This is a genomic window from Bradyrhizobium sp. 2TAF24 (assembly GCF_052115025.1).
GTDB lineage: Bacteria > Pseudomonadota > Alphaproteobacteria > Rhizobiales > Xanthobacteraceae > Bradyrhizobium_A.
The window spans coordinates 33,755-58,028 of record NZ_JBFRFW010000020.1 but is presented as its reverse complement, the minus strand read 5'-3'; the positions used below and the strand labels follow the sequence as shown (position 1 = coordinate 58,028).

The 24,274-nt window shown below is 68.0% G+C and carries 25 protein-coding genes; 15 read left to right on the top strand and 10 right to left on the bottom strand.

The window, feature by feature from the left end; genetic code table 11:
• Positions 1-17 precede the first annotated feature (17 nt).
• The gene (locus AB4Z37_RS26715; RefSeq protein WP_441519738.1) at positions 18-2,084 is read left to right on the top strand and encodes a PQQ-dependent sugar dehydrogenase; all 2,067 of its coding nucleotides are present in this window, start codon (positions 18-20) and stop codon (positions 2,082-2,084) included.
• Positions 2,038-2,988: an SMP-30/gluconolactonase/LRE family protein gene (locus AB4Z37_RS26710; RefSeq protein WP_441519737.1), complete on the top strand. Its 951-nt coding sequence runs from the start codon at positions 2,038-2,040 to the stop codon at positions 2,986-2,988. Before AB4Z37_RS26715 ends, AB4Z37_RS26710 begins: the two co-directional genes overlap by 47 nt.
• Positions 2,989-3,013: 25 nt before the next feature.
• Here AB4Z37_RS26710 and AB4Z37_RS26705 read toward each other — a convergent pair whose 3' ends face one another.
• From AB4Z37_RS26705 to AB4Z37_RS26695, 3 genes are all read right to left on the bottom strand, one after another.
• The gene (locus AB4Z37_RS26705) at positions 3,014-4,270 is read right to left on the bottom strand and encodes an NAD(P)/FAD-dependent oxidoreductase (RefSeq protein WP_441519736.1); all 1,257 of its coding nucleotides are present in this window, start codon (positions 4,268-4,270) and stop codon (positions 3,014-3,016) included.
• Between the two features lie 208 nt (positions 4,271-4,478).
• Positions 4,479-5,492 (bottom strand): tripartite tricarboxylate transporter substrate-binding protein, encoded by a 1,014-nt coding sequence (locus AB4Z37_RS26700; protein WP_441519735.1) that lies wholly within the window; start codon positions 5,490-5,492, stop codon positions 4,479-4,481.
• A 155-nt stretch (positions 5,493-5,647) separates the two neighbouring features.
• Positions 5,648-6,418, bottom strand: a complete 771-nt coding sequence (locus tag AB4Z37_RS26695; protein ID WP_441519734.1) for a GntR family transcriptional regulator — start codon at positions 6,416-6,418, stop codon at positions 5,648-5,650.
• A 227-nt stretch (positions 6,419-6,645) separates the two neighbouring features.
• On the opposite strand from AB4Z37_RS26695, the gene AB4Z37_RS26690 reads away from it, so the two are divergent.
• The 3 genes from AB4Z37_RS26690 to AB4Z37_RS26680 all read left to right on the top strand — a co-directional run bounded on the left by AB4Z37_RS26690 (position 6,646) and on the right by AB4Z37_RS26680 (position 9,464).
• Positions 6,646-6,933, top strand: a complete 288-nt coding sequence (locus AB4Z37_RS26690; protein WP_441519733.1) for a UxaA family hydrolase — start codon at positions 6,646-6,648, stop codon at positions 6,931-6,933.
• Between the two features lie 88 nt (positions 6,934-7,021).
• On the top strand, positions 7,022-8,224 hold the full coding sequence (locus tag AB4Z37_RS26685; RefSeq protein ID WP_441519808.1) for a UxaA family hydrolase: 1,203 nt from the start codon (positions 7,022-7,024) through the stop codon (positions 8,222-8,224).
• A gap of 247 nt (positions 8,225-8,471) precedes the next feature.
• The gene (locus tag AB4Z37_RS26680) at positions 8,472-9,464 is read left to right on the top strand and encodes an Ldh family oxidoreductase (protein ID WP_441519732.1); all 993 of its coding nucleotides are present in this window, start codon (positions 8,472-8,474) and stop codon (positions 9,462-9,464) included.
• Here the strand turns inward: AB4Z37_RS26680 and AB4Z37_RS26675 are convergent.
• The 3 genes from AB4Z37_RS26675 to AB4Z37_RS26665 form a co-directional block, all read right to left on the bottom strand.
• On the bottom strand, positions 9,455-9,613 hold the full coding sequence (locus AB4Z37_RS26675; protein ID WP_441519731.1) for a hypothetical protein: 159 nt from the start codon (positions 9,611-9,613) through the stop codon (positions 9,455-9,457). The two genes, AB4Z37_RS26680 and AB4Z37_RS26675, sit on opposite strands and share 10 nt — an antisense overlap.
• A 307-nt stretch (positions 9,614-9,920) precedes the next feature.
• The gene (locus AB4Z37_RS26670) at positions 9,921-10,469 is read right to left on the bottom strand and encodes a fasciclin domain-containing protein (RefSeq protein WP_441519730.1); all 549 of its coding nucleotides are present in this window, start codon (positions 10,467-10,469) and stop codon (positions 9,921-9,923) included.
• A 227-nt stretch (positions 10,470-10,696) separates the two neighbouring features.
• Positions 10,697-11,215: a MarR family winged helix-turn-helix transcriptional regulator gene (locus AB4Z37_RS26665; protein WP_441519729.1), complete on the bottom strand. Its 519-nt coding sequence runs from the start codon at positions 11,213-11,215 to the stop codon at positions 10,697-10,699.
• Between the two features lie 178 nt (positions 11,216-11,393).
• Between AB4Z37_RS26665 and AB4Z37_RS26660 the strand changes: the two genes are divergently transcribed.
• The 6 genes from AB4Z37_RS26660 (at position 11,394) to AB4Z37_RS26635 (ending at position 16,081) form a co-directional block, all read left to right on the top strand.
• Positions 11,394-11,642 (top strand): DUF3551 domain-containing protein, encoded by a 249-nt coding sequence (locus AB4Z37_RS26660; RefSeq protein WP_441519728.1) that lies wholly within the window; start codon positions 11,394-11,396, stop codon positions 11,640-11,642.
• A 40-nt stretch (positions 11,643-11,682) separates the two neighbouring features.
• Positions 11,683-12,735, top strand: a complete 1,053-nt coding sequence (locus AB4Z37_RS26655; RefSeq protein ID WP_441519727.1) for an alpha/beta fold hydrolase — start codon at positions 11,683-11,685, stop codon at positions 12,733-12,735.
• A gap of 41 nt (positions 12,736-12,776) precedes the next feature.
• The gene (locus AB4Z37_RS26650) at positions 12,777-13,193 is read left to right on the top strand and encodes an organic hydroperoxide resistance protein (RefSeq protein ID WP_441519726.1); all 417 of its coding nucleotides are present in this window, start codon (positions 12,777-12,779) and stop codon (positions 13,191-13,193) included.
• 10 nt (positions 13,194-13,203) lie between these two features.
• Positions 13,204-13,401 carry a hypothetical protein gene (locus AB4Z37_RS26645; RefSeq protein WP_441519725.1) on the top strand — a complete coding sequence of 66 codons (198 nt, stop codon included), beginning with the start codon at positions 13,204-13,206 and terminating at the stop codon, positions 13,399-13,401.
• A 102-nt stretch (positions 13,402-13,503) separates the two neighbouring features.
• Positions 13,504-13,905, top strand: a complete 402-nt coding sequence (locus AB4Z37_RS26640; RefSeq protein WP_441519724.1) for a hypothetical protein — start codon at positions 13,504-13,506, stop codon at positions 13,903-13,905.
• 163 nt (positions 13,906-14,068) lie between these two features.
• Complete coding sequence (locus AB4Z37_RS26635; protein WP_441519723.1) at positions 14,069-16,081, top strand: GYF domain-containing protein; 2,013 nt, start codon at positions 14,069-14,071, stop codon at positions 16,079-16,081.
• Between the two features lie 48 nt (positions 16,082-16,129).
• On the opposite strand, the gene AB4Z37_RS26630 is transcribed toward AB4Z37_RS26635, so the two are convergent.
• Both AB4Z37_RS26630 and AB4Z37_RS26625 read right to left on the bottom strand, forming a co-directional pair.
• Complete coding sequence (locus tag AB4Z37_RS26630) at positions 16,130-16,390, bottom strand: DUF3551 domain-containing protein (RefSeq protein ID WP_441519722.1); 261 nt, start codon at positions 16,388-16,390, stop codon at positions 16,130-16,132.
• 122 nt (positions 16,391-16,512) lie between these two features.
• Positions 16,513-17,826 carry an Hsp70 family protein gene (locus AB4Z37_RS26625; RefSeq protein WP_441519721.1) on the bottom strand — a complete coding sequence of 438 codons (1,314 nt, stop codon included), beginning with the start codon at positions 17,824-17,826 and terminating at the stop codon, positions 16,513-16,515.
• Between the two features lie 200 nt (positions 17,827-18,026).
• Between AB4Z37_RS26625 and ribB the strand changes: the two genes are divergently transcribed.
• Positions 18,027-19,103 carry a 3,4-dihydroxy-2-butanone-4-phosphate synthase gene (ribB, locus tag AB4Z37_RS26620; protein ID WP_441519720.1) on the top strand — a complete coding sequence of 359 codons (1,077 nt, stop codon included), beginning with the start codon at positions 18,027-18,029 and terminating at the stop codon, positions 19,101-19,103.
• A gap of 285 nt (positions 19,104-19,388) precedes the next feature.
• Here ribB and AB4Z37_RS26615 read toward each other — a convergent pair whose 3' ends face one another.
• Positions 19,389-19,892 carry a DUF2938 domain-containing protein gene (locus AB4Z37_RS26615; protein ID WP_441519719.1) on the bottom strand — a complete coding sequence of 168 codons (504 nt, stop codon included), beginning with the start codon at positions 19,890-19,892 and terminating at the stop codon, positions 19,389-19,391.
• Positions 19,893-20,000: 108 nt separating this feature from the next.
• Between AB4Z37_RS26615 and AB4Z37_RS26610 the strand changes: the two genes are divergently transcribed.
• The 3 genes from AB4Z37_RS26610 (at position 20,001) to AB4Z37_RS26600 (ending at position 23,289) form a co-directional block, all read left to right on the top strand.
• The gene (locus AB4Z37_RS26610; RefSeq protein WP_441519718.1) at positions 20,001-20,663 is read left to right on the top strand and encodes an ArsR/SmtB family transcription factor; all 663 of its coding nucleotides are present in this window, start codon (positions 20,001-20,003) and stop codon (positions 20,661-20,663) included.
• Between the two features lie 183 nt (positions 20,664-20,846).
• Positions 20,847-22,061: an acyl-CoA dehydrogenase gene (locus tag AB4Z37_RS26605; protein WP_441519717.1), complete on the top strand. Its 1,215-nt coding sequence runs from the start codon at positions 20,847-20,849 to the stop codon at positions 22,059-22,061.
• Between the two features lie 307 nt (positions 22,062-22,368).
• Positions 22,369-23,289 (top strand): MBL fold metallo-hydrolase, encoded by a 921-nt coding sequence (locus AB4Z37_RS26600; RefSeq protein ID WP_441519716.1) that lies wholly within the window; start codon positions 22,369-22,371, stop codon positions 23,287-23,289.
• 9 nt (positions 23,290-23,298) lie between these two features.
• Here AB4Z37_RS26600 and AB4Z37_RS26595 read toward each other — a convergent pair whose 3' ends face one another.
• Complete coding sequence (locus AB4Z37_RS26595; RefSeq protein ID WP_441519715.1) at positions 23,299-24,147, bottom strand: DUF1499 domain-containing protein; 849 nt, start codon at positions 24,145-24,147, stop codon at positions 23,299-23,301.
• Positions 24,148-24,274: the final 127 nt, after the last annotated feature.

Genomic DNA, 24,274 nt, shown 5'->3' with positions numbered 1-24,274 from the left:
GCGGGGGAGCGCTGGGGATGATCCGAAGCCTGCTGCGTTGCCGATCGCTCGCCGTGGCGGTCGCCGTTGCCGCGACGATGCTGGTCGCCGCTGCGCCGCGTGCGCAGGAGACGGTGCGCAGGAGCGGCTACGTGCTCGGTCCGGATACCTGCGGCGGCGGCGCGCTGGCGTTTCCGCAACTGCGCATCGGCCTTGCGGAGGGCTTCTGTGCAGGCCTCGTCGCCAGCCAGGACGACGGTCTGAAATTTCCCCGCACCATTGTCCAGATCCCGGACAGCGAGCTGTTCGTGGTCGCCGACATGGGCGGCTGGGGCAGCGCGCAGGGGCGGCTGCTGCGGCTCGATCCCCATGCGCCGGCGGGCGGGCGGATCAAGGAGCTCCTGACCGGCCTCGACTATCCCTTCGGGCTCGCCATCGGGCCGGACCGCAAGGTCTACGCGGCGACCGCCGAGACGATCTTCCGCTTCGATCCGCGTGCGGACCATCCCGCCGCCACGGTCGAGACCATCGTGCGCGGCCTGCCCGGCCGCCGCGTGCAGCTCTCCGACGGCACGCTGGTCGCGGACAGCAGCCATCCGCTGAAGGCCTTCGTGTTCGACCGCACGGGCCGGCTGTTCGTCAATGTCGGCTCGCACAGCGACGACTGCATCACGCCGGCGCCGATCCGCACGCCATGTGCTGCGGGCGAGGGCGGCTCGCCGCTCGCCGCGATCTGGATGTTCGTGCCGCCATCGGGCGGTGTCTTTCCGGCGCTCCGGCCGAGTGATCCCAATCCGCGCCGCGAGGTCTATGCCCAGGGCCTGCGCAACTCGATGGCGCTGGCGCTGCATCCACGCTTTCCCGACGCCGGCTTCGCTTTCCTGCAGGGCGAGAACGGCCGTGACCTGCCGGACGTCCTCAAGCCCAACGAGGAGATCAATGCGATCGAGCCGGGCCGGCACTATGGCTGGCCGTACTGCTACGACAATGCGACCGAGAGCCCGGAGTTCAAGGCGGTGCTGGCCGCGGCCGGACCGTACCGGCATCTGTGCGCCAACACCGCGCTGTATCGCCAGCCGGCGACGCTGATGCCGCCGCACGGCGCGCCGCTCGGCATGCTGTACTATCATGGCGCGCGATTTCCGCAGCTCGAGGGCAAGCTGATCGTCGGGCTGCATGGCTATCGTCCGACCGGCAGCCGCGTGCTGGTCTATGACGTCGACGCCAGGGGCTTTCCGGTCAGGAGCGCAGCCCCGGTGCGCTATCGCATCAGCTGCAGCGCAGAAGCGAGCCACGCCTTTCAGGCCGATGGCGTCGATGTTCCGGCCGCGCCGTTCACCGAGCTGGTGTCCGAATGGCACAAGGTCAACGGCGTGCGGCCGCAGGGCGCGCCGGTCGGGCTCACGGTGGCTTCCGACGGCGCGATCTGGCTGGTGGAGGACAAGAACCGCACCGTGATCCGGATCGACGCCACGTCGGCGCCGCCGGGTGCGCCGGAGCCCTGCGACCGGCGCAGCGACGCTCAGATCGAGGCGCTTGCGCGCCTCGTTGCCGCGAGCGCGCCGAACCGGGCGCGGCTGTCGGCCTTCCGCGCCGGCGTGGTGGAGAAGCACTGCGTCGGCTGCCACGCCGACTTCGGCCTCAAGGCCGGCTTGTCCGACGCGCAGAAGGACGACACCGTGCTGCGCTTCATGCTGGGCCAGGACGGCTGGATCTTTCCCGGCGATCCGGATGCCGGCAAGCTGCGCGCCCGCCTGCGGGGCACCGGCGCCGAGCGGCTGATGCCGCCGGGCGGTGAGGGGCTGGCGGCGCACGAGGCCGGCTATGCGCAGCTGCTCGACAAGGTCGATCAGCTCGTCGGCACCATGGTGCCTGGCACGCGGATGCGGATTCGCGGCGGGGTGGTGCAGCGTCGTTTCGTCAGCCGGGACGGCCGGGAATGCGGCAACATTCCGGCAGGGAAGGTCGTCGTGGTGACGGAATCGTCCGCCAAGGGAAAGGCCGGTTTCAGCCGGATCGACCGGCCGGCCGATCTCTATCTCAACGGCGACTGCAGTGATGACCAAGGCTACTACATTTCGCAAGGCTCTCTTGCGTCTCTGTGAAGGCGCCCTGTTGCTGGCGTGGTGCGGAAGCGCGCTGGCAGAGGGCCGGCTGTTCGACAGCCGGCAGATCACGCCATCGGGCGAATACACCTTTGGCATCGAAGGCCCGGCGGTCGATGCCGCCGGCGCGCTGTTCGTGGTCAATTTCGGCAAGCCGGGGACCATCGGCCGCCTTGCGCCGGGCGCGCCGCAGTCGGAGTTGTTCACCGCGCTGCCGGAGGGCAGCGTCGGCAATGCCATCCGCTTCGATCGCGCCGGCACCATGTTCATCGCCGACTACAAGAAGCACACGATCTTCGCGCTCGCGTCCGGCGCCACCGCGCCGACGCCGTTGTTTGCCTCGGAGCGCTTCAGTCAGCCGAATGATCTGACTGTGGCCGCCGACGGCACGCTCTATGCGAGCGACCCCAACTGGAAGGGCCGCAGCGGGCAGGTGTGGCGGATCACCCGCGGGCCTGACGGTCGCGTCAGCGGCGAGGTGATGACCGCGCCGCGCGCCATGGGCACCACCAACGGCATCGATCTCAGTCCGGACGGCAGGACGCTGTATGTCGGTGAATCCGGCACCGGCCAGATCTGGGCTTACGGCGTCAATGGCAACGCGCTGGTCGATGCCCGCCTGGTGACGACCTTCGCGCCCGACACCATCGACGGCCTGCGCACCGACGCCGCCGGCCGGCTGCTGGTGGCGCGCATCCTCAAGGGGGCGATCGCGATCGTCATGCCCGACGGCAAGCTGGTGCGCGAAGTGGCGCTGCAGGGCAAGGAGCCGACCAACCTCGCCTTCGGCGGTGCTGACGGCCGCACCGTGTTCGTCACCCAGCGCAAGGGCGGCTACATCGAAAGCTTCCGCACCGACCGCGAGGGCCGCGAGCACTGCCTGCTCGCGGGGCGCTGCCAATAGGGGCGGCAACAGCGCGAGCTGTCGTTCACCGCGCCTCCGGCTGCCCCTTGCTGAACTCCGCGAACGCCGCCTTCAGCGCCGCGGGGCCGGCGGCGATCAGGGCGTCATCCGGATGGAAGTTCGCGGCCAGCATGCGGCGGCCGAGCATGTGGTCGGCGGGGCGGTTGATGGAATCGATCGCCTGCAGGCGGTCGTCGCGGAAATGGTAGATCGAGAACGCGCCATTCGCCGGTGTGCCGCTGATCACCTGGCGCGTCGTGCCGATCGCCAGTCCCACCATCTGCAGCTTCGCCGGTCCCTGGTCGGACCAGAACCACGGCACCTCGCGATAGCCGGCGATCTCGGGCTTGCCCGCCAGCACGCGCGCGGCGTGCCGCGCCTGGTCGGTGGCGTTCTGTACGGATTCGAGGCGCAGGTGGCTTCCGGTCTGCCAGTGCGCGTAGGCGACGCAGTCGCCGATCGCAAAGATCTCCGGCACCGAGGTGCGCAGCGCGCCGTCGACCACGATGCCGTTGTCGCAGGCGAGTCCGGCCTGCGTGGCGAGGCCGATGTCCGGGTTGGCACCGATGCCGACGATCACCATGTCGGCAGCAACATGCGTGCCGTCGGTCGTGGTCACATGGGTGACACGGCCGTTGGCGCCGTCGAGGCGGGCGACGCCGGTGCCGGTCAGCAGCTTGACGCCGAGGCTCTGGTGCAGGCCGGCCATGTAGGCCGACATCGCCGGCGCCAGCACGCGGCCGAGAATGCGGTCCGCGGCCTCGATCACCGTGACCTGCTTGCCGAGGCCGGCGAGCGAGGCGGCCGCCTCCAGCCCGACGAAGCCGCCGCCGATCACCGCGACCGACTGTGCCGCGGGGATCGCCGCGCGCAGCGCCCGCGCATCGTCCGCCGTGCGCAGGGTGAAGATGCCGGTGAGGTCATGGCCGGGGATGGCGAGGCGGCGCGCCCGCGCGCCGGTCGCCAGCACCAGGCGGTCGAACGGCAGCGGCGCGCCGTCGTCGAGCTCGAGCCGCCGCGCCTGCAGGTCGATGGCGCTGACACGCGCGCCGAACCGCAGCGTGATCGCGTTGTCCGTATAGGTGCTTTCGGCGCGCAGCAGCTGCGGCGCCATGTCCGGCGTCTTGAGGAAGGCCTTCGACAGCGGCGGCTTGTGATAGGGGACGTCGGTCTCGTCCGACACCAGCGTGATCGGTCCGTCAAACCCTTCCTGGCGCAGGCTGGTGGCGAGCTGGCTGCCGCCATGACCGGCGCCGACGATGACAATGCCATTGCCGCTCATTGCGCTGTCTCCGGCGATGCCGTCGCGATGCGGGCGAAGGGCGTGAGCGGAACGCACGGCATGTGGTAGACCTCGATGGCGCTGACGGACATGGTCCGGCGTCTCTAGCGCAATCGTGCGCCGCCGTCGATGGCGCGGTCGGTCGGGTGGCGTGAACTGGGCGATGGACCCGGCCGCCCGGCGGGACGCCGCGTCTGATGCCGGCGGCCTAACGCGCGGTCGCCGGCGTCACGCCGGCCGTCTTCAGCAGGCGCCCCCAGCGCTCGATCTCCGCCAGGAGGCGCGCCTTGTGTGCCTGCGGCGACCATTCGGAGGTTGGGAACGGCGCGGTGCCCACCGCCTTGAAGCGTTCCACCACCAGCGGATCGGCGAGCGCCACCGCGAGCGCGCTGTTGAGCTTGTCCACGATCGCCGGCGGCGTGTCCTTCGGGGCGTAGAGCCCGTGCCAGATCGCCATGTCGAACGCCGGCAGCCCCGCCGCCGGCGCGGTCTCGACCTCCTTGATGGCGTCGATCGGCGCCGACGACGTCACGATATAGCCGCGCACCGTGCCGCTCGTGATCTGCGGCACCGCGGTGGTGGACTGGTCGCACAGCGCGTCGACCTGGCCGGTGACGAGGTCGTTCATCGCCGGCCCCGTGCCGTTGTAGGGCACATACACCTGCTTCACGCCGATCGCCTGGGTCAGCAGGATGGCGCAGAGATGCGCATTGGAGCCGACGCCGGCATGGGCCATGGTGATCTTGTCGCCCTCGGCCCTGAAATAGCGGATCAATTCCTGCGCGGTCTGTGCGGCCAGCGTCTTGCGGCCGACCAGCACCATCGGGCCGGTGTTGACGAGGCCGAGCGGCGTGAACGCGGTCCTCGCGTCGTAGCTGAGGTTGCTGTAGAGGCTCGGCGCCGCCGTCAGCGCCAGGTGATGGATCAGCAGCGTGTAGCCGTCGGGCGCGGCGCGCGCCACCCGTGCGGCGCCGACGGTGCCGCCGGCGCCGGCCACGTTCTCGACAATGACCTGCTGGCCCAGCGTCTGGCTCATGGAATGCGCCAGCAGCCGCGCGATCACGTCCGACGGGCCGCCGGCGGCGAACGGCACCACCAGGGTGATGATGCGGGTGGGGTAGTCATTGGCCGCGGCAGCGCGGGGCGAGGTCAGGCTGATCGCACAGGCGGCGATGATCACGACGACGGCAGCAAGGCGTCGGCAACGGGTCGCGAAACTCATTCTTGTCGTCCTTCCTCGAAAGAAGCGTGACTTCAGAATGCAGTGGAGCGGTTCGAAAGGAGCGGTGCCGGTCGTCAGCGGGTGGTCAGGTCGCAATCCATGATGACGCCGAAATGTGGCGGGGATGTCTGATATCCGGCGTGTCGTCCGTTATCTCATTTCAGGTCCGACAGATAGTGGGCCGCATCCGTCAGGCAGGCACTGAGGCGGTGTTCGACCGCGCGGCCGTCGAGATCGAAGGCGACGCGGTCGATCAGCAGCGCCGGCGTGCCTGGCTTGGCGCCGAGCGCGCCGGCATCCGCCGCCGACAGGGCGACCGCCTTCAGCCGCTCCTCGGCGCGGGCGATGCGGGCGCCGAAACGGGTGGCGTAGAGCTGATAGAGATTGTTCGGGATCGGCGCGTCGGTGAGCCGCGCGAAGCGCGCCGCCGGCAGCAGGATCGTCTCGACGATCGCCGGCTTTCCCGCGAGCGAGCGCAGCCGGCGGATGCGGATCACCCGGGACACCGCCGGCAGCGCCAGCGCCGCCGCGGTGGCGCGCGGCGCCTTGATCTCGCCGGCCGTGAGCACGCGGCTTTCGGGATAGACGCGCGCGCCATCGTCCGGTGTCAGCTTGAAGAACTGGAACAGGATGCGCGGCTCGTCATGGGCGGCGACGAAGGTGCCGCGGCCCTGGTAGCGCACCAGCAGGTTCTCGCCAGCCATCTCGTCGAGCGCCTTGCGCACCGTGCCCTGGCTGACGCCGAGATCGGCGGCGAGCTCGAACTCGCTCGGGATCGCCTTGTCCGGCGTCCAGCGCCCCTCGGCGATGCGGCGCACCAGCGCGTCCTTCACCTGGCGGTACAGCGGCCGGAAATCCGGCGTCGCCGCGCGGCGCGCAGCGCCTGCGGCGGTCCCGGCACCATGACGGAGGGGGGCGCGCTTCATCGTTGACAGCCTATCAGGTCTTATATCTTATACAAGACTTCAGCTCACCTCCTCATGGTGAGGAGCGGCCGTAAGGCCGCATCTCGAACCATGAGGCCCGGGCCGCGACGCGTGCTGCTGGACAATTAACCTCATCCTTCGAGACGACGCTGCGCGTCTCCTCAGGATGAGGAGCGGCGGTGTGATGCGCGGAACGATTTTGATCGTTGCTCGCGAGGACAAGCGCCATGAGTCATCCCCACTGTCTCATTCATTCGCCGAAAGACAATTGCGGTGTCGTGGTGGTCGAAGGCCTGACGGCCGGCACCGACATGCTGTGCCTGATCACCGAGACCGACACCACGTTCCGCCTGACCGCGACAATGGACATTCCGATCGGTCACAAGGTGGCGCTGACGGATATCCCGGCGCAGGCCACGGTGTGGAAATACGGCGAGGATGTCGGCATCACCAAGGCGGCGATCGGCAAGGGCGAGCACCTTCACGTCCACAATGCCAAGACCAAGCGCTGGTGAGGTTCTCATGTCGAATTCCGTATCGATCGTCGCAGACTACAATCAGGCGAAGACCCAGCTCGCCGACGTGCGCGGGCGCGCCATCGAGATGCCGGCCTACAAGGCGCCCGCGGTCAAGCGCAGCGGATCGACTGCGATTACCGGCTGGCGGCGCGAGAATGGCCGCGTCGGCGTGCGCAACCATGTGCTGATCCTGCCGCTCGACGATCTGTCGAACGCCGCCTGCGAGGCGGTCGCCAACAACGTCAAGGGCGTGCTGGCGATCCCGCATGCCTACGGCCGGCTGCAGTTCGGCAGAGATCTCGAGCTGTATTTCCGCACCCTGATCGGCACCGGCAGCAACCCCAATGTCGCCGCCGTGGTGGTCATCGGCATCGAACCGGCCTGGACCAAGGTCGTCGTCGACGGCATCGCGACAACCGGCAAGCCGGTCGCCGGCTTCGGCATCGAGGAGCATGGCGACATCGCCACCATCGCCAAAGCGTCCTACGTGGCGAAGGACTATCTGCAATGGGCATCCGAGCTGCAGCGCGAGCCGTGTGAGCTGTCGGAGCTGTGGATCTCGACCAAGTGCGGCGAGTCCGACACCACCACGGGCCTGTCGTCATGCCCGACCGTCGGCAACATGTATGACAAGCTGCTGCCCAGGGGCATCTATGGCGTGTTCGGCGAGACCTCGGAAATCACCGGCGCCGAGCATCTGTGCAAGGCGCGCGCCGCGAGCCCGGAGGTTGGCGAGCGCTGGTATCGGATGTGGAAGGCCTATCAGGACGAGGTGATCGAGGCGCACAAGACCTCTGACCTCTCCGACAGCCAGCCGACCAAGGGCAACATCGCCGGCGGCCTCACCACCATCGAGGAGAAGGCGCTCGGCAACCTCGAGAAGATCGGCCGCACCTCGCGCTATATCGATATCCTCGAGCCGGCGGAGACGCCGGCCAAGGGGCCGGGGCTGTACTTCATGGATTCATCGTCTGCGGCAGCGGAATGCGTCACGCTGATGGCGGCCGGCGGCTATGTCGTGCACACCTTCCCGACCGGCCAGGGCAACGTCATCGGCAATCCGATCGTGCCGGTGATCAAGATCTCCGGCAATCCGAAGACGCTGCGCACCATGCCCGAGCACATCGACTGCGACGTCACCGGCATCCTGCGCCGCGACCTCACGATCTCCGAGGCCGGCGACGCCCTCATCGACATGATCGTGCGCACCGCCAACGGCCGCCTCACCGCCGCCGAAGCGCTCGGCCACCGCGAGTTCAGTCTCACCAAGCTCTATCGCAGCGCGTGAGGCATGTGAGGGGCTTTCATACTCTCAGCGTCATGACAAGGACGTTGCTCTCAAAAGACGGCTCGGGTCGCTTCTGGTCATTCCGGGGCGTCGCAAAGCGACGAACCTGGAATCTCGGCATTGCCTCTGGTGGTGCGGTCGAGATTCCGGATCGCCGTTGCGCGGCGTCCGGAATGACGGTCTTTCGATGTCGCTCCGATCCGTCGTTGCCGCTACACTTGCGCGCTACTCGCGTCAGGAGCCGCCCATGAAACTCAGCCTCGCCGATGCTACGGCCTGGGCCGCCGAGGTGTTCGCGCGCCATGGCTGCAGCGCGGACAACGCGCGCGCGGTGGCGCGGGCGCTGGTGACGGCGGAGGCGGATGGGCTGAAGGGCCATGGGCTGACGCGCATCCCGACTTATCTGACACTGCTGAAGAGCGGCAAGGTGGACGGTCAGGCCACGCCGGTCGCAACGCGCGCCGCGCCGGCGGTGCTGGCGATCGATGCGGCGCATGGTTTTGCCTATCCCGCGATCGACCTTGCGCTCCGTGAGCTGCCGCCGCTCGCGGCGAGCCAGGGCGTTGCGACCGCCGCGATCCATCGCTCCAGCCATTGCGGCGCCGCCGGTTGGCATGTCGAGCGGCTGGCGAATGCGAACCTTGTGGCGCTGATGGTCGCCAACACGCCGGCGGCAATGGCGCCATGGGGCGGCCGCGTGCCGGTGTTCGGCACCAACCCGATCGCGTTTGCCGCGCCGCGTGACGGCGCGCCGCCGCTGGTGGTGGACCTGTCGGTATCGAAAGTGGCGCGCGGTAACCTCGTGGCGGCGAAGCAGCGCGGCGAGGCCATTCCCGAGGGCTGGGCGCTCGACGCCGACGGTCACCCGACGACTGATCCTGCCGCCGGCCTCAAGGGCACCATGACGCCGCTTGGCGACGCCAAGGGCGCGGCGCTCGCAGCGATCGTCGAGGTGCTGGCGGTGTGCCTTGCCGGTGCCGCGCTGTCGGCGAGCGCCAGCTCCTTCCTCGATGGCGAAGGCGGTCCGTCCGGCACGGGCCAGCTCATCATCGCGTTCGATCCCCGTGCCTTTGGCCACGATCGCTTCGCGCCGCTGATGACGGCGCTGGCGGCCTCGATCACCACGCAGGACGGCGCTCGCCTGCCGGGGGCACGGCGCTTTGCGCTGCGCGAGGTGGCGGTGCGTGACGGCCTTGTCATTCCCGCCGAGGCGCTGGCTGCGGCGCAGCCTCAGACGTAGCGCGGCAACCGCTGTCCCGGGAGCAGGTCGTATGGCGCCTGCCAGCCCGGCAGCGCGCGGACGCGGCCGAGGCAGGCGTGGATCGCGGGATGCCTGGTGGCGAAGTCGTAGCTGGCCTCTTCCGGCGGAAACAGCACGTCGCCGACCATGGACAGGCCGGGGATGCTCGGGCGCTCGCAGGCAGCGAATGCGCAGCGCTCGAAATGCCGGTCCGCACCCCGCAGACAGTCCCTGCAGCCGTTCCCACTCCATTGCAGAGCGGTCGGTGCTGCGCTGTCAACGTCACGCAGGCCTGCGTGGGCCGCGTGGCCATCGCATGTCGTGGTTCGGGCACGGCGATGCGGGACGGACATCGCCGCGCGCCTGGCCCCGCTGCTGGTGGCAGCAGCGGGGCTGGTGCAAAGCGCCGTCGCATCCGGGACTGATGTGACGGCGTCACACCGGCATGCTGGCCGCTCAGCTCGGCAGCAGCACGCTGTTGACGACGTGAATCACGCCGTTCGACTGGTTGACGTTCGGGATGGTGACGCGCGAGGCGCCGCCCTTGGAATCGACCAGCGAGATCACGCCGCCGGAGTTCTTCACCGTCAGCATTTCGCCTTCGACCGTGGTCAGGACCTTGCCGTCGGTGAGGTCGGCGGCCTGCAGGCGGCCAGGCACCACGTGATAGGTCAGGATCTTGGTCAGCGTCGCCTTGTTCTCGGGCTTCACCAGCGTCTCGACCGTGCCCTTGGGCAGCTTGCCGAAGGCGGCGTTGGTCGGCGCGAACACGGTGAACGGTCCCGGGCCGGACAGGGTGTCGACGAGGCCGGCGGCCTTCACCGCGGCCACCAGCGTGGTGTGGTCGCGCGAGTGGACGGCGTTGTCGATGATGTTCTTCGACGGATACATCGGCGCGCCGCCGACCATCACCGTCTTGTCCTTCGCCGCGAGCGGCGCGATCTGGGCGGTGATCATCAGCGCGCCGACGGCGGCAGCTGTCAAAATCGCATTCAACTTCGGCATCGATCTTCTCCAATGAGAGCGGCCGGTCCGCGGACGTCCGCGAGGCTCGGCTTTGCGCAGGGCAAGCGACACCCGTCGCCGCGAGGAAGCGCCGCGGCGTCCGGCGTCGTTCGAAGTACGGCGCACCGCGGTCATGGTTTCGCTTCGATGGAATGAAATCGGCGGCGGCGCGGACGTCGCTCTCTCGATGGAAGACCGGTGACTGGACGTCGTCCGGGGGGCTCAGCCTAATCGGGCATTGGCGCGCCGGCGCCGCGGACCTGATCGTCTCCCCTGGCGTGCCGCAACAGGTTGTCGCGCAGCGTCACGACGCCTTTCTGCATCTTGGTGAATTCGTCGGGCTTCAACCCTGACGCCTCGACGAGGTTCATGGTCAGGCCCTTCTCCCGCAGCCGCCGGCCGGCATCGGTCAGGCTGACGCGAACCACCCGCTCATCACCGGAATCGCGCTGCCGCCGCACATACCCCATCGCCTCGAGCTTCTTCAGGATCGGGGTGAGCGTGTTGGATTCCAGGAACATCTTCTCACCGAGGCCGCTGACGGTCTGGTTGTCGTCCTCCCACAGCGAGACGATGGCGATGTACTGGGGGTAGGTGAGGCCGAGCTCCTCGAGGATCACCCTGTACGCCCGGCCATAGGCGAGGTTGGCCGAATAGATTGCAAAGCAAAGGAAATCCGACAGCCGGGGGGCAGCCTGCGTTGTTGCCGGCTCCGACGGAACCGTGGGTTTTTCTGTCCTGCTCATGGTCGAACTCCCGGGAACCACACGCTGATGTGAAGCATCGCATCAATATATATCGCGCCCGATTGAATCGGAAGGGTTGACTTCAGCGATGGCAGGCAGTTTATATACCGCATCCGAATTAAGCGTACGCGATTTAACTCAGAGTGCGCTTCCGGGCGCGGACCAATGGAGACGAACCATGAAGACGATCTATTCCACCCTGGTGCTCGCGGCCCTTGCGCTTGGCGCCGTCACGGCTTCCGCCGCCGCCAAGACCGATCCGGCTGGGCCGCGTGGCGAGAGCTTCTGCCTGATGGGCGAGGGCGAGGAGCACTGTGGCTTCACGAGCTATGCTCAGTGCCAGGCGAGTGCGTCCGGCCTCGGAGCGGACTGCACGATCGACCTGTCGGCCGATGATCGCGTCCGCCTCATGCCTGCGCGCGGCTGATGATGCCGGCAAGGCAGATGTTCCGGGAAGGGCTTCCATCATGACCAACCAGACCTTCGATCCCGTCTTTCCGCGCCGCCGCTTCCTCGGCACCGCGGCCCTTGCTCTCGCGGCGACCGTCTTCGGCGGAGCCGCAGGCGCACAGCCCGCGGCGAAGTCCGCACCGCTGCCTGCGGTCAAGCCGGGCAGCCAGACCTCGTTCGGTCCGCTGAAGCAGATCGACGCCGGCCTGCTCAATGTCGGCTATGCCGAACTTGGCCCGGCCGATGGCCCGGTGGTGCTCTGCCTGCACGGCTGGCCCTACGACATCCACAGCTATGTCGATGTCGCGCCGCTGCTCGCCGCGCGCGGCTACCGCGTCATCATTCCCTACCTGCGCGGCTACGGCACCACGCGCTTCCTGTCGCCGGACACGGTGCGCAACGGACAGCAGGCGGTGGTCGCGGTCGATGCGGTGGCGCTGATGGATGCGCTGAAGATCAAGACCGCCATCCTCGCCGGCTGCGACTGGGGCGCGCGCACCGCCGACATCGTCGCGGCGCTGTGGCCCGAGCGGGTCAAGGGTCTGGTCTCGGTGAGCGGCTACCTGATCGGCAGCCAGGCGGCGGGTGCGATGCCGCTGCCGCCGAAGGCCGAGCTGCAATGGTGGTATCAGTATTACTTCGCCACCGAGCGCGGCCGCGCCGGCTATGACAAGAACCGGCATGATTTCGCAAAGCTGATCTGGCAGATCGCCTCGCCGACGTGGCGCTTCGACGACGCCACCTTCGATCGCTCGGCGCTCGCGCTCGACAATCCGGACCATGTCGCCGTCGTCATCCATAACTACCGCTGGCGGCTCGGCCTTGCCGCGGGCGAGACGCTCTACGATCCGCTCGAGCAGCGGCTCGCGGCGGCGCCGGTCATCACCGTGCCGACCATCACCCTGGAAGGCGACGCCAACGGCGCGCCGCATCCGGAGCCCGCGGCCTACGCCGGCAAGTTTTCCGGCCGCTATGAGCATCGCCTGATCACCGGCGGCATCGGCCACAACCTGCCGCAGGAGGCGCCGCAGGCCTTCGCCCAGGCGGTGATCGACGTCGACCGCCTCTAGCCCACGCATAACGCTCTTTATCCCAGCCAAGGAGACTGACCATGACCAGCATCGACAAGGTTCTCTACACCGCCAAGACCCACACCACCGGCGGCCGCGACGGCGCGGCGCGCTCGTCCGACGGCCGTCTCGACATCGCGCTGTCGCGGCCGGGCAGTTCCGGCGCCGGCACCAATCCGGAGCAATTGTTCGCGGCCGGCTGGTCGGCCTGCTTCATCGGCGCCATGGGCCGCGCCGCGCAGACGCTCGGGGTGACGCTGCCGCGCGATGTCGCTGTCGATGCCGAGGTCGATCTCGGCACAGCGGGGGAGGCGTTCCAGCTGCAGGCGCGGCTCCATGTCAGCCTGCCGGGCCTTGCGCCGGACGTCGCCCGCAAGGTCGTCGAGGTCGCGCACCAGCTCTGCCCGTATTCGCGGGCGACACGCGGCAACATCGATGTCGCGCTGAGCGTGGCGTGAGGGCAGCGCCATGGGCATCATGCATATGGTGCGGGTGATCCTGGTGCTGGCGCGGGCGCTCGCCATCGCCCTGTCCCCGATCGTCGTGGCGATGGCCCATGTGGCCACCGCCTGGCCGCAGGACCGGCGCGGCTGCATCCCCGCCCGCGTCAGCGTCGTCCGGGCGGAGCGCCGCCCGCGGGCGGTGGTGAGGGCCGGCGTGCGCTGAGGCGCGCCGGCTGTGCGCCGCGGCGCTGGCTTCCCAAACGCGCCGCTCCCCACTACAACGGTTGCCCACAATCGACCGCCGTCACATCAGAAGGGTTGGGGAATGGCTGAAGCCGATCTGGATGCCGTCATCCGGGACATCACGAAGAAGCAGAACAAGGTGCTGCAGGATGCCGTCAAGAAGCGGCACGACCGGCTGATGGCGCTCTCGGCGAAGGCCAAGGACAAGGGCGCCAAGGAGCGCTTCCGGCAGATCGCGAAGGAGACCAAGCTGCACGCCGCGGCTGCCGTCCGCCGCCTGCAGATCTCGGCCCAGAACGCCGCCGAAAGCTATGCCCGCGCCATCAAGCGGGTCGAGGACGAGACCGCCGCCGCACTGAAGGCGGCTGCCGAAAAGGTGGCCCAGGAGGCTGCGGCCAAGAAGGCGGCCGCGGCGAACAAGGCCGCCGCGAAGGCCCCGGCGAAGAAGAAGCCCGCCGCCAAGGCGAAGACAAAGGCCGCCTGAGCTGCGCGGCCGCGGATCCGCCGCGGCCCGCCGCATCATCCCTTCCTCGACAGTTGATTCTCGTTCCGGTTGTGGCAGGCTTGCCCCGCTTGGGGGAGCGCGCGACGGCACCGATCGGTGCTGTGCGCGGGTGATGCCTACGCCCCGGCGAGGCGTGGGTGTAATGAGCGTCGAGTGGTTTTTGCACGATGGCGAGGATCAGGTCGGCCCGCTCAGCGAAGCCGAGCTGCGGCGGCGCATCGCCGGCCATGAGCGGGCCGACCGCCTGCGGGTATGGCGCGACGGCTTTGCGGGCTGGAAGACGGCGGCCGAGGCGCTGAAGCCGGACGATCGCGCGACGCGGCCACGGCGCGCCAAGTTCCGCTGGGCCTTGTACGGCGCGCTTCCCGGCGCGCTGCTGGCTGCGGCCGACATCCTGTTGCAGTGGCGCGGACCCGTGTTGCTGCCGTGGGGCGGGATGGGCACTGCGCACAACATCGGCTATCTCGCCGGCACCATCGTGCCGTTGATGGTCGTCGGATTCATTGCCGGCGCGATCCGCGACTGGCGCGCGGCGGCGGCTCGCCGCGAGCCCGGGGCGGAGGGGTCCGTGTCCGAGGCCGTTTCTCCCGCCCCGCCGGAGAGCCTCCGCTTCAACAATTTCATCGCCCGCAACTGGCGCGGCGATTTCTCGCTGCCGGTGTCCTACTGGGTGTTCGGCATTCTCGGCAATATTGCGATCCTGCTGGTGCCCTATGGCCTCAGCCTGACGCCCGGCGTGAAGTCCGGCTTCCATCCGCTGGCGCTGTTCGTCGCGTTCGTCGGCATGTGGCTTGCCATCGCGGTGATATCGCTCTGGCAATGGGTGAGTGTGTGGCGGTCCGCCGGGCGTTATATCGCGGATCGTCGGGCGGCGGGCCGCGCGGCGCCGTGGGGCTACATCGCCCGGGTCATGGTGTTCGTCGCGCTGCTGCAGTCGATCGGGGCTGCGCTTGATCAGGGCGTGCCGCAGGTCCGCGAAGTCACGCGCATCGCCTTCCTCGACGATCCGGACATTCCGGACTACAGCATCCGCGTGATGCGCAACGGCACCGAGGCCGAGATTTCCGGCGGCATCAAGTACGGCCTGACCGACGACTTCGCCACCGTCCTGCGCGCGTCGCGGCAGATCCGGGTCGTGCACCTCGACAGCATTGGCGGCCGGCTCGGCGAAGGCGAGAAGCTCTATCAGCTGATCAAGGACAATGGCCTGATCACCTATGTCTCCGGGCAATGCCTGTCGGCCTGCACCGTCGCCTTCGCGGGCGGGCGCGAGCGGGTTCTTCTCCACCGCGCGACGCTCGGCTTCCATCGCGGGTCGTTCGCCGGCAAGGACGAAAAGGACACGCCCGAGCTGCAGGGCCAGCGCCGCGTGTTCTCGGAGGCCGGCTACAGCCCGCAGTTCATCACGCGGGCGCTGGCCACGGAAAACGCCGACATCTGGAAGCCGTCCGAGGCGGAACTGATCCAGGCTCACGTCATCACCCGCGTGTCGGATGGGGCCGACTTCGCCATCTCGGGATTTTCGTTCGAACTGACGCGGGCGAATCTGGCGGACTGGATCGTCCAGACCAGCAACTGGATGGGCGCGGTGCGCACGCGCGATCCCCGCCGCTTCGAGGACATTGTCGGCGTGCTCTATGACGGCGTCGTCGCGGGGAAGACCGAAACCGAGGTTGCAGCCAGCCTGGGCGGCAGGATCCGCGAGGCCGTGATTGCCATCGAGCTGCGTGCCGATGACGATGTGCTGGTGGATTTCGCCAATCTGCATGCCGATCGCATCGATGCGCTGGCGGCAGAGAGCGCCGCGCGCTGTTTCGACTATGCGTCGACCGAGACCATGACGGGGTCCATTGCCGCGTTGACGCCGGAGTTGAAGCCGCGCACCAACCAGATCAAGGAGCGTATCATTCAGACCTCGGCGGAGCGTCCCGAAGCCTCTCAACTGGCCGACAAGGCACTGTGGGCGAAGCTCATCAAGCGGCTGATGGCGAAGGGCATGACGCGGGAGGACTTCGATCTCGTGGACCGCAGCGACGTCGCCGACAAGGACAAGGCGACGTACTGCCGTGTCAGGGCGCTGCTCTATCGCGAGGCCGCCGCGTTGCCCCGCAAGGAGGCGGCCATGCTCATTCGCGGGATCATTTCCGGCAAGTAGCCCGACGCCTGCACGTGGCGCGCAGGCATCATTGGGCAAAGGCCACCCTCACGCCCGCGCGTGGCGGTGGTGGAGATCGCGCCGCGGCGTGTCGACGTCATAGATCGGCTGCGGCGGCGCCAACACGTTCGGCCGGCAGTCGCCATAGGTGCCGGATAGCGCCGCCCTGCACTGCTGGTAGGTCGAATACATGCAGTCATGGGTGCCCCAGCGGCACCAGGGATAATAGACATCGGCTTTCGCCGGTGCAGCGCTCGCCAGCGTGGCGGCAATGGCAGCCGCGGCGGCGGCGAGGAGGGCGGTCTTCATAGGCGGCTCCCGGGATTTATGACGTACCAAGGAAACGCATGCCCGGGGAACCGGGTTCCCGCCGATGTCCGTGACGAGCGCCAGCTCGCGCGTTCTTGATCGGCGTGGTGTGTCGGCGCGTCCTACGCCGCCACCGTCCAGCGCTCCGGCTCCACCGTCTGTCCGATCAACGCGAGGCCGAAGGCGATGGATTCGAACTGGTCGGCGGAGGTCAGCCGTTCGGCGCCGAAGCGCTCCATGAACATGCGCTGCACCGCCGGCACGAACGAGGTGCCGCCGGTCAGGAACACCTTGTCGATGTCCTGCGCCGCAAGGCCCGCCTCGTCGAGCACGGTGTCGACGGTCGCGCCGAGGCGGGCGACGTCGTCTTCGATCCAGCTCTCGAAGTCGGCGCGCGTGATGGTCGCGCCGATGTCGATGCCGCCGCTGTTGAAGCGGAAGTCGACGCGGTCGTGCTGCGACAGGCCGACTTTGGCCTGCGAGATCGCGCGATAGAGCGCAAAGCCGAGATCGTCCTCGACAATGGTGATGAAGTTGCGCAGCGCCTCGGGCTGGTCGGCGGTGCGGGCCAGCGTGTGCAGCTCGCGCAGGTCGTTCGAGCCCTTCATCATCGCGAGCTGGTGCCAGCGCGCGAGGTTGGAATAGTAGTGGCTGGGGATTGTCAGCACCTTGCCGAGCGAACGGTAGGTCGAGCCCTTGCCGAGCCTCGGCGACACCACATGGTCGACGATGCGGAAGTCGAAATTGTCGCCGGCGATGCCGATACCGGCATGTCCCAGCGGTTCGGCGCGCAGCGTGCCGCCCTTGCGGGTGAAGCGCATCACCGAGAAGTCGCTGGTGCCGCCGCCGAAGTCGGCGACCAGCACGGTCGCGTCATGGTCGAGGTGACGCGCGAACGAGAACGCCGCGCCGACGGGCTCGTAGACATAGCGCGCATGTTCCGCGCCGAGCCGCGCGAACGCGGTCTGGTAGCGCTGCATCGCCAGCGCCTCGTCCGGGTTGCCGCCGGCGAACTTCACCGGGCGGCCGACCATGATGGTCGGCGCCGCGAGATCAAAGCCCGCGCCGGCGTGGCGCGTCAGCGTCCGCAGGAACGCCGCCAGCAGGTCCTCGAACTTGTAGCGGTTGCGGAACACCTGGGTGGTGTTGAAGGCCTTGCTCGCGGCAAAGGTCTTGAACGACTGGATGAAGCGGTGGACGGCGCGGCCTTCCAGGAACTGCTCGATCGCCCACGGGCCACCTTCGGCGTGCGGATCGAGGCCGCTGCCCGGCCGCTCCTCCCAGAAGCACAGCGCCGAGACGTAGACGCTGTGGCTCTTGCCGCCATGGTCGAAGCGGATGGCATCGACCTTGCCGTCGGCGCTCGCCAGCGCGACCACGGTGTTGCTGGTGCCGAAATCGACGCCGATGGAGACAGCAGGAGAGGAATTCGGCATGACGGGTCCGAGAACGCAAGGTGGCGGGAATGGGAAGGGGGCGGACGTTTAGCGGCTTCGGCGGCGAATGCCAACCCCCGGATTGGCTGTTTGAAACGCCTGAAGCGGTCCGCCGGGCTGCCATGCCATGGCACGGTGGTTGCGCACCGTTATATGATGCGTCATACGGGTGTCTGGACCCGTTCCCAGAGTGAGCGCCGATGCCGCACCCTATTCCTGACGTCCTGAAGGCTTTCGCCGCCGGCGAAATCGTGGTGGTGACCGATGACGAAGACCGCGAGGGCGAGGGCGACCTCATCGTTGCCGCGTCGCTGTGCACCGCGGAGAAGATGGCCTTCATCGTCCGCCACACCTCCGGCATCGTGTGCGCGCCGATCACGGCCGAGGACGCCCGCCGCCTGCGGCTCGATCCGATGGTGGCGCACAATGATTCCAATCATTCGACCGCGTTCACGGTGTCGATCGACTACAAGCCGGGCATGACCACCGGCATCTCCGCTGAGGAGCGCACCGCGTGCTGCCGCGCGCTTGCCAATCCCAATGCCGGCGCCGGCGATTTTGCCCGCCCGGGGCATATCTTTCCCCTGATCGCCCGTGACGGAGGCGTTCTCCTGCGTTCCGGCCACACGGAGGCGGCGATCGATCTCTGCCGGCTCTCCGGCCTGCCGCTGGTCGGCGTCATCAGCGAACTGATGAACGACGACGGCACGGTGATGAAGGGCGCGCAGGTCGCGGCCTTCGCCGACAAGCACAAGCTCAAGCATGTCACCATTGCGGACATGATCGCCTACCGCCAGGCGCGGGAGAAACTGATCGAGCGCGTCTCGACCTTCACCGTCGACAGCCCGATCGGGCCGTTGCAGGGCTATGCCTATCGCTCGCCGTTCGATCCGATCTACCACGCAGCCTTCGTCTATGGCGGCATCGGTGACGGCAAGAACGTGCTGACGCGCTTCCACAAGCCGAACATCGTCAAGGACCTGTTCGCCGGGCCGCGCGACGTGCTGTCCTCGCTCGAGCAGTTCAAGAAGTGCGGCTCGGGCGTGCTGGTCTACCTGCGCGACGGCGCCGCCGGCGTGCCGGTCGAGCCGCTCGCCGAGCTGTCGTCGGCCGAGGCCGACCGCAACCGGCAGTGGCGTGAAGTCGGCGTCGGCGCGCAGATCCTGCGTGACCTCGGCGTCACCTCGATCCGCAACCTGTCGACGTCCACCCACGACTACAAGGGCCTGTCGGGCTTCGGCATCGAGATCGTGTGCAGCGAGCGGCTCGAGGGCTGAGGGGCGAAGGCTCCCGGGTGTCTGACGCAGTCTATCTCCTCATCCTGAAGAGCTGGCGTAGCCTGCGTCTCGAAGGATGAGGCCGCTTCGGTGGCCTCATGGTTCGAGACGCGCGGCGGTGCCGCGCTTCTCACCATGAGGAGGAAGTCGTAACGGACGGTAGCACGATTACGAAGATGATGATCGTAGCCCGGATGAGCGAAGCGACATCCGGGTGATATCGTCCCGGGTATCGCTGCGCTCACCCCGGGTTACAGCTTTTCTGATGTCGCTGCGACCGCTGCCTCACCCGCGCAGCACCGCCGCCATCGCCAGCCCCGACAGATACAGCCCGAGCGCGAACACGGTGTGGGTGATGAGGCTGCGCAGCCGCGCCCCCCAGGGACTTGGCGTTTTCGACGCGGCGATGCCGAAGCCGAACGCCGGCTGCATGATCAGGAACGGCGCAAGGATGCTGCCGACGCCGACGATGAGGGCGGGCGCGAGCGTCGGCCTTGTCATCCAGCCGACGCCGGCGACCGCGAGCAGGACGCCGGCGAAGGCGATGCCGATGGCGTAATGCGCGGCCCACCCGAGCGCGGCTTCGCCTGCGACCGGCGACGCCCGGCCGATCGCCTCATGGGCGAGGCGGCCTTTTGTCAGGTGGCCGAGCCAGCGGCCGACCAGACGGTAGTCGAGCGCGGGGATGCCGAGCAGCTGGCGCTGCAGCAGTGCCCACAGGTCCATCACCGCGGTGGCACCGGCCCCGATTGCGATGGCCCCGGCAAGGATTTTCGTCAGGTCGTTCATCAGGTTGGTCTCCGGGGTGGTGCGGGCAGGCCTTCGCAACCGTTGAGGTTGCGATGATACTCATTCAATTATTTGCTTGAATGATGTATCGATGCTAGATCGATGTCAATGACCCCTGACGACGCGCCTAGCCAGCTGTTCGCGGATCTCGCCGAGATTGCCCGCACCCTCGGCCATGCCCATCGCCTGGTGTTGCTGGAGCACATCGCGCAGGGCGAACGGTCGGTGGAGCGGCTGGCGGAGCTCGCCAGCCTCAGCATCGCCAACACCTCCCAGCATCTGCAGCACCTGCGCCGCGCCGGCTTTGTCGTCGCCCGCCGCGACGGCAAGCGCGTGCTCTATCGTTTAGGGAATGGTCCGATCGAGCCGCTGCTGGCGAGCCTGCGCGCCTATGCGGCGCATGGCCGTGCCGAGATGCGCGCGCTGGCGGCCGATCCGGCCGCCGAAGGCGCGGACGCGATGTCGCGCGAGGAACTGCTGGCGTGCCTTGGCGACAACAGCGTCACGCTGCTCGATGTGCGGCCCACCGAGGAATATGCGCTCGGCCATCTGCCGGGCGCGCTCAACATTCCACTGGAGGAGCTCGCGCGGCGGCTCGCCGAACTGCCGCGCGGACACGAGATCGTCGCCTACTGCCGCGGGCCGTACTGCGTGCTGTCGGCGACGGCTGCGGCGCTGCTGCGTGATCAGGGCTTTCGTGTGCGCCGGCTCGCGGCCGGCTTTCCGGACTGGAAGGCCGCGGGCCTTGCGGTCGAGGCTGCCGACCGCTGAGGGCCGCGGTCGCCCGGCGCCATTGCCACGGCAATCGTTTTAAGCTTAAAATATCTTCCGCATGGGCCTCTGCGCCACGGGGCCTTGCAATGTGCCGGTAACGCCGTAACCTGCCGCCCAACGTCGCCGGGCCGTTGGGTCGCGACAAAATGTCAAACAATTCAAAAGGAAAGAGGATCACCCATGAGCGTGCGTGCGCAAACCAAGGACAAGCCGGCCGCGGCCGCGTTCCAGTGGGACGATCCATTCCTGCTCGAGGATCAGCTCACCGAAGACGAGCGCATGATCCGCGACACCGCGCGCCAGTATGCCCAGGAAAAGCTGCTGCCGCGGGTGACCGAGGCGTATCTCGAAGAGAAGACCGATCGCGAGATTTTCCGCGAGATGGGCGAGCTCGGCCTGATCGGCGTGACCTTCCCGGAAGAGTACGGTTGCGCCAATGCCGGCTACGTCGCCTACGGCCTCGTGGCGCGTGAGGTCGAGCGTGTCGACTCCGGCTATCGCTCGATGAACAGCGTGCAGTCGTCGCTGGTGATGTATCCGATCTACGCCTATGGCGACGAGAACCAGCGCAAGAAGTACCTGCCCAAGCTTGCTTCGGGCGAATGGGTCGGCTGCTTCGGCCTGACCGAGCCGGATGCCGGCTCCGATCCCGGCGGCATGAAGACCCGTGCCGAGAAGGTCGCCGACGGCTACCGCCTGACCGGCAGCAAGATGTGGATCTCCAACGCCCCGATCGCCGACGTGTTCGTGGTGTGGGCCAAGTCGGCGGCGCACGACAACCAGATCCGCGGATTCGTGCTGGAAAAAGGCATGAAGGGTCTGTCCGCGCCGAAGATCAAGGGCAAGCTCTCCTTGCGCGCGTCGATCACCGGCGAGATCGTGATGGACGGTGTCGTGGTGCCGGAAGAAAACCTGCTGCCCAACGTTTCCGGCCTCAAGGGCCCGTTCGGCTGCCTCAACCGCGCCCGCTACGGCATTTCGTGGGGCGCGATGGGCGCCGCCGAGGACTGCTTCCATCGCGCCCGCCAGTATGTGCTCGACCGCAAGCAGTTCGGCCGGCCGCTCGCCGCCACCCAGCTGGTGCAGAAGAAGCTCGCCGACATGATGACCGACATCTCGCTGGGCCTGCAGGGCTCGCTTCAGGTCGGCCGCCTGATGGATGCCGGCAAGATGGCGCCGGAGATGATCTCCATCGTCAAGCGCAACAACTGCGGCAAGGCCCTCGACATCGCCCGCGTCGCGCGCGACATGCATGGCGGCAACGGCATCTCCAGCGAATTCCAGGTGATGCGTCACGCCCAGAACCTCGAAACCGTGAACACCTACGAGGGCACCCACGACGTTCACGCCCTGATCCTCGGCCGCGCCATCACCGGCATCCAGGCGTTCTCGTAAGCGACGCTCGCTGGCCCTCATCCTGAGGAGCCCGCGTCAGCGGGCGTCTCGAAGGATGAGGCTCGGGCGTTACGGCCTCATGGTTCGAGACGGCGCTCGCGCGCCTCCTCACCATGAGGAGCGGGCGCGATGTGCGCCCGTATACTCATCCTGCTCAAATGCGAGCCGAACCTGCGGACAGCGCGGTTGTGTCGGCGAAGCGCGCCATCATATTCTGCGTCATGGCCGGGCTTGTCCCGGCCATCCACGTCTTTTCCTCGCGGCGGAGGAAAAGACCTTGATCGTGCCGGAGCTGCGAGAGGCCCCCATGGCTGACGACAACGACGACATTCCCTTCAACCGCGACTTCCCGCTGAAGCATGGCGTGGTGGAAGAGGTGGTGCCCGGCGTACGGCGCATCGTCTGCAATAATCCTTCGCCGTTCACCTTCACCGGCACGGTCAGCTACATCGTCGGCCGCGGCAAGGTCGCGATTATCGATCCTGGCCCGGATAACGAGGCACACGCCAGCGCGCTGCTCGATGCGGTGCGCGGCGAGACCGTGACCCACATCCTTGTCACCCACACCCACAAGGACCATTCGCCGAACACGCCGCGCATCAAGGCGGCGACCGGTGCGACGGTCTATGCCGAAGGGCCGCACCGCGCATCGCGCCCGCGCTATGAGAGCGAGAAGGCGACCACCGAGTCCGGCGCCGACCGCGACTTCGTGCCGGATCAGGTTGTGCGCGACGGCGACATCATCACCGGCGATGGCTTTGCACTCGAGGCGGTGTTCACGCCCGGCCATACCGCCAACCACGTCGCCTTCGCCTGGCCGGAGCGCAAGCTCACCTTTGTCGGCGACCATGTGATGGGCTGGTCGACCTCGATCGTCGCGCCGCCGGACGGCTCGATGGTCGACTACATGGCGTCGCTCGAGAAGCTCGCCGGGCGTGACGAGACGCTGTACTTCTCCGGCCACGGTCCGGAGATCCCGGAAGCGCAACGCTTCGTGCGCTTCCTGATCCGTCACCGCAAGGCGCGGGAGGCCTCCATCCTGCACCGCCTCGGCAAGGGCGAGGCGGATATTCCGACCCTGGTGCGCGCCATCTATATCGGCATCGACCCGCGCCTCACGGGGGCTGCGGGTTATTCGGTGCTGGCCCACCTCGAGGACCTCGTCCACCGCGGCGTGGTCGCGACCGAGGGCGATCCCACCATCGCGGGCAGCTACCGCCTGGTTTAGGACACGCGCCTACCGCTTCGCCGGCGCCTTCGGCGCCACGGGCTTCGGCGCAGGTGCCTTCTTCACCGGCTTGGCGTTGTCGACGGCGTCGTTGAGGTCGTCGATCAGCTTGCTGACGCGCGCGGCGTTGGTGCCGAGGTCGTGCTCGAAATAGCGCGAGGCGGAGCGGATATCGACGCGCGAGCCGTCGGCATCGGGCTGCACCCGGATCGAGATGTCTTCGCGAAAGCCCATGATCGGCGTGCGCGCCACGGCCTCGATGCGGCCGATCATGCGCGGCGGCTGTGGTGCGCGCTCGTCGATGATCAGCCATTTGCGCCGGGTGACGAGTTTCAGCGTCTCCTCGAAGGCGCGCTGCGGCGGCACCTCCAGCGTCACCGGCTCGATGTCCGGATACGCCTGCTGCTGCTGCTCGGCGGAGTAGAGGCCGGCATAAGCCGCGGGGTTGGTGCCGTCGCCGGTGCGCAGCCGCGCCAGCGCATCGAAGCGCGGCGGATCGATCGGATCGGTGGTGATGTCGTGGATCGCCGGCAGCTTGCGGTACTGCAGGCCGAGATAGGCGGGATAGGCAAGGATCGCGACGTCGATCAGCAGGGCGATGAAAATGCGCCCCATGCCGCGCGAGCCGTTTTGCCAGATCGCGGCGAAGGCGGCGAACGCTACCAGGATCGACAGCGCGGCGAGCCCCAGCGCGCCGAAGAACGTCATCAGCGCCGGCTTGAACTCGAGGAAGCCGAAGCGGATGACGAGGATCGATCCGGCGGTTGCGACCAGCGAGAACACCGCAAGCGTGCGCGCCCAGGTGGCGAGCGCCGACACCGGCTCCAGTTGATAAGGCGCGGAGAACCTGCGGGCCATCTCACCGTCCTGTTGGGTCCGCCGCGTGGTCACGCCCCATGGGTGAGGAACGGCCATCCGGCCGCGCCTCACGCCAGGAGGTCCGGCCCGTGCTGGCCTGATCCTGCGAGACGCCCGTGTTCACGGG

Coding starts and splice junctions, on each gene's coding strand:
- AB4Z37_RS26715 (WP_441519738.1), top strand. CDS start 18: ATGATCCGAAGCCTGCTGCGTTGCCGATCGCTCGCCGTGGCGGTCGCC.
- AB4Z37_RS26710 (WP_441519737.1), top strand. CDS start 2,038: ATGACCAAGGCTACTACATTTCGCAAGGCTCTCTTGCGTCTCTGTGAA.
- AB4Z37_RS26705 (WP_441519736.1), bottom strand. CDS start 4,270: ATGAGCGGCAATGGCATTGTCATCGTCGGCGCCGGTCATGGCGGCAGC.
- AB4Z37_RS26700 (WP_441519735.1), bottom strand. CDS start 5,492: ATGAGTTTCGCGACCCGTTGCCGACGCCTTGCTGCCGTCGTCGTGATC.
- AB4Z37_RS26695 (WP_441519734.1), bottom strand. CDS start 6,418: ATGAAGCGCGCCCCCCTCCGTCATGGTGCCGGGACCGCCGCAGGCGCT.
- AB4Z37_RS26690 (WP_441519733.1), top strand. CDS start 6,646: ATGAGTCATCCCCACTGTCTCATTCATTCGCCGAAAGACAATTGCGGT.
- AB4Z37_RS26685 (WP_441519808.1), top strand. CDS start 7,022: ATGCCGGCCTACAAGGCGCCCGCGGTCAAGCGCAGCGGATCGACTGCG.
- AB4Z37_RS26680 (WP_441519732.1), top strand. CDS start 8,472: ATGAAACTCAGCCTCGCCGATGCTACGGCCTGGGCCGCCGAGGTGTTC.
- AB4Z37_RS26675 (WP_441519731.1), bottom strand. CDS start 9,613: ATGGTCGGCGACGTGCTGTTTCCGCCGGAAGAGGCCAGCTACGACTTC.
- AB4Z37_RS26670 (WP_441519730.1), bottom strand. CDS start 10,469: ATGCCGAAGTTGAATGCGATTTTGACAGCTGCCGCCGTCGGCGCGCTG.
- AB4Z37_RS26665 (WP_441519729.1), bottom strand. CDS start 11,215: ATGAGCAGGACAGAAAAACCCACGGTTCCGTCGGAGCCGGCAACAACG.
- AB4Z37_RS26660 (WP_441519728.1), top strand. CDS start 11,394: ATGAAGACGATCTATTCCACCCTGGTGCTCGCGGCCCTTGCGCTTGGC.
- AB4Z37_RS26655 (WP_441519727.1), top strand. CDS start 11,683: ATGACCAACCAGACCTTCGATCCCGTCTTTCCGCGCCGCCGCTTCCTC.
- AB4Z37_RS26650 (WP_441519726.1), top strand. CDS start 12,777: ATGACCAGCATCGACAAGGTTCTCTACACCGCCAAGACCCACACCACC.
- AB4Z37_RS26645 (WP_441519725.1), top strand. CDS start 13,204: ATGGGCATCATGCATATGGTGCGGGTGATCCTGGTGCTGGCGCGGGCG.
- AB4Z37_RS26640 (WP_441519724.1), top strand. CDS start 13,504: ATGGCTGAAGCCGATCTGGATGCCGTCATCCGGGACATCACGAAGAAG.
- AB4Z37_RS26635 (WP_441519723.1), top strand. CDS start 14,069: ATGAGCGTCGAGTGGTTTTTGCACGATGGCGAGGATCAGGTCGGCCCG.
- AB4Z37_RS26630 (WP_441519722.1), bottom strand. CDS start 16,390: ATGAAGACCGCCCTCCTCGCCGCCGCCGCGGCTGCCATTGCCGCCACG.
- AB4Z37_RS26625 (WP_441519721.1), bottom strand. CDS start 17,826: ATGCCGAATTCCTCTCCTGCTGTCTCCATCGGCGTCGATTTCGGCACC.
- ribB (WP_441519720.1), top strand. CDS start 18,027: ATGCCGCACCCTATTCCTGACGTCCTGAAGGCTTTCGCCGCCGGCGAA.
- AB4Z37_RS26615 (WP_441519719.1), bottom strand. CDS start 19,892: ATGAACGACCTGACGAAAATCCTTGCCGGGGCCATCGCAATCGGGGCC.
- AB4Z37_RS26610 (WP_441519718.1), top strand. CDS start 20,001: ATGACCCCTGACGACGCGCCTAGCCAGCTGTTCGCGGATCTCGCCGAG.
- AB4Z37_RS26605 (WP_441519717.1), top strand. CDS start 20,847: ATGAGCGTGCGTGCGCAAACCAAGGACAAGCCGGCCGCGGCCGCGTTC.
- AB4Z37_RS26600 (WP_441519716.1), top strand. CDS start 22,369: ATGGCTGACGACAACGACGACATTCCCTTCAACCGCGACTTCCCGCTG.
- AB4Z37_RS26595 (WP_441519715.1), bottom strand. CDS start 24,147: ATGGCCCGCAGGTTCTCCGCGCCTTATCAACTGGAGCCGGTGTCGGCG.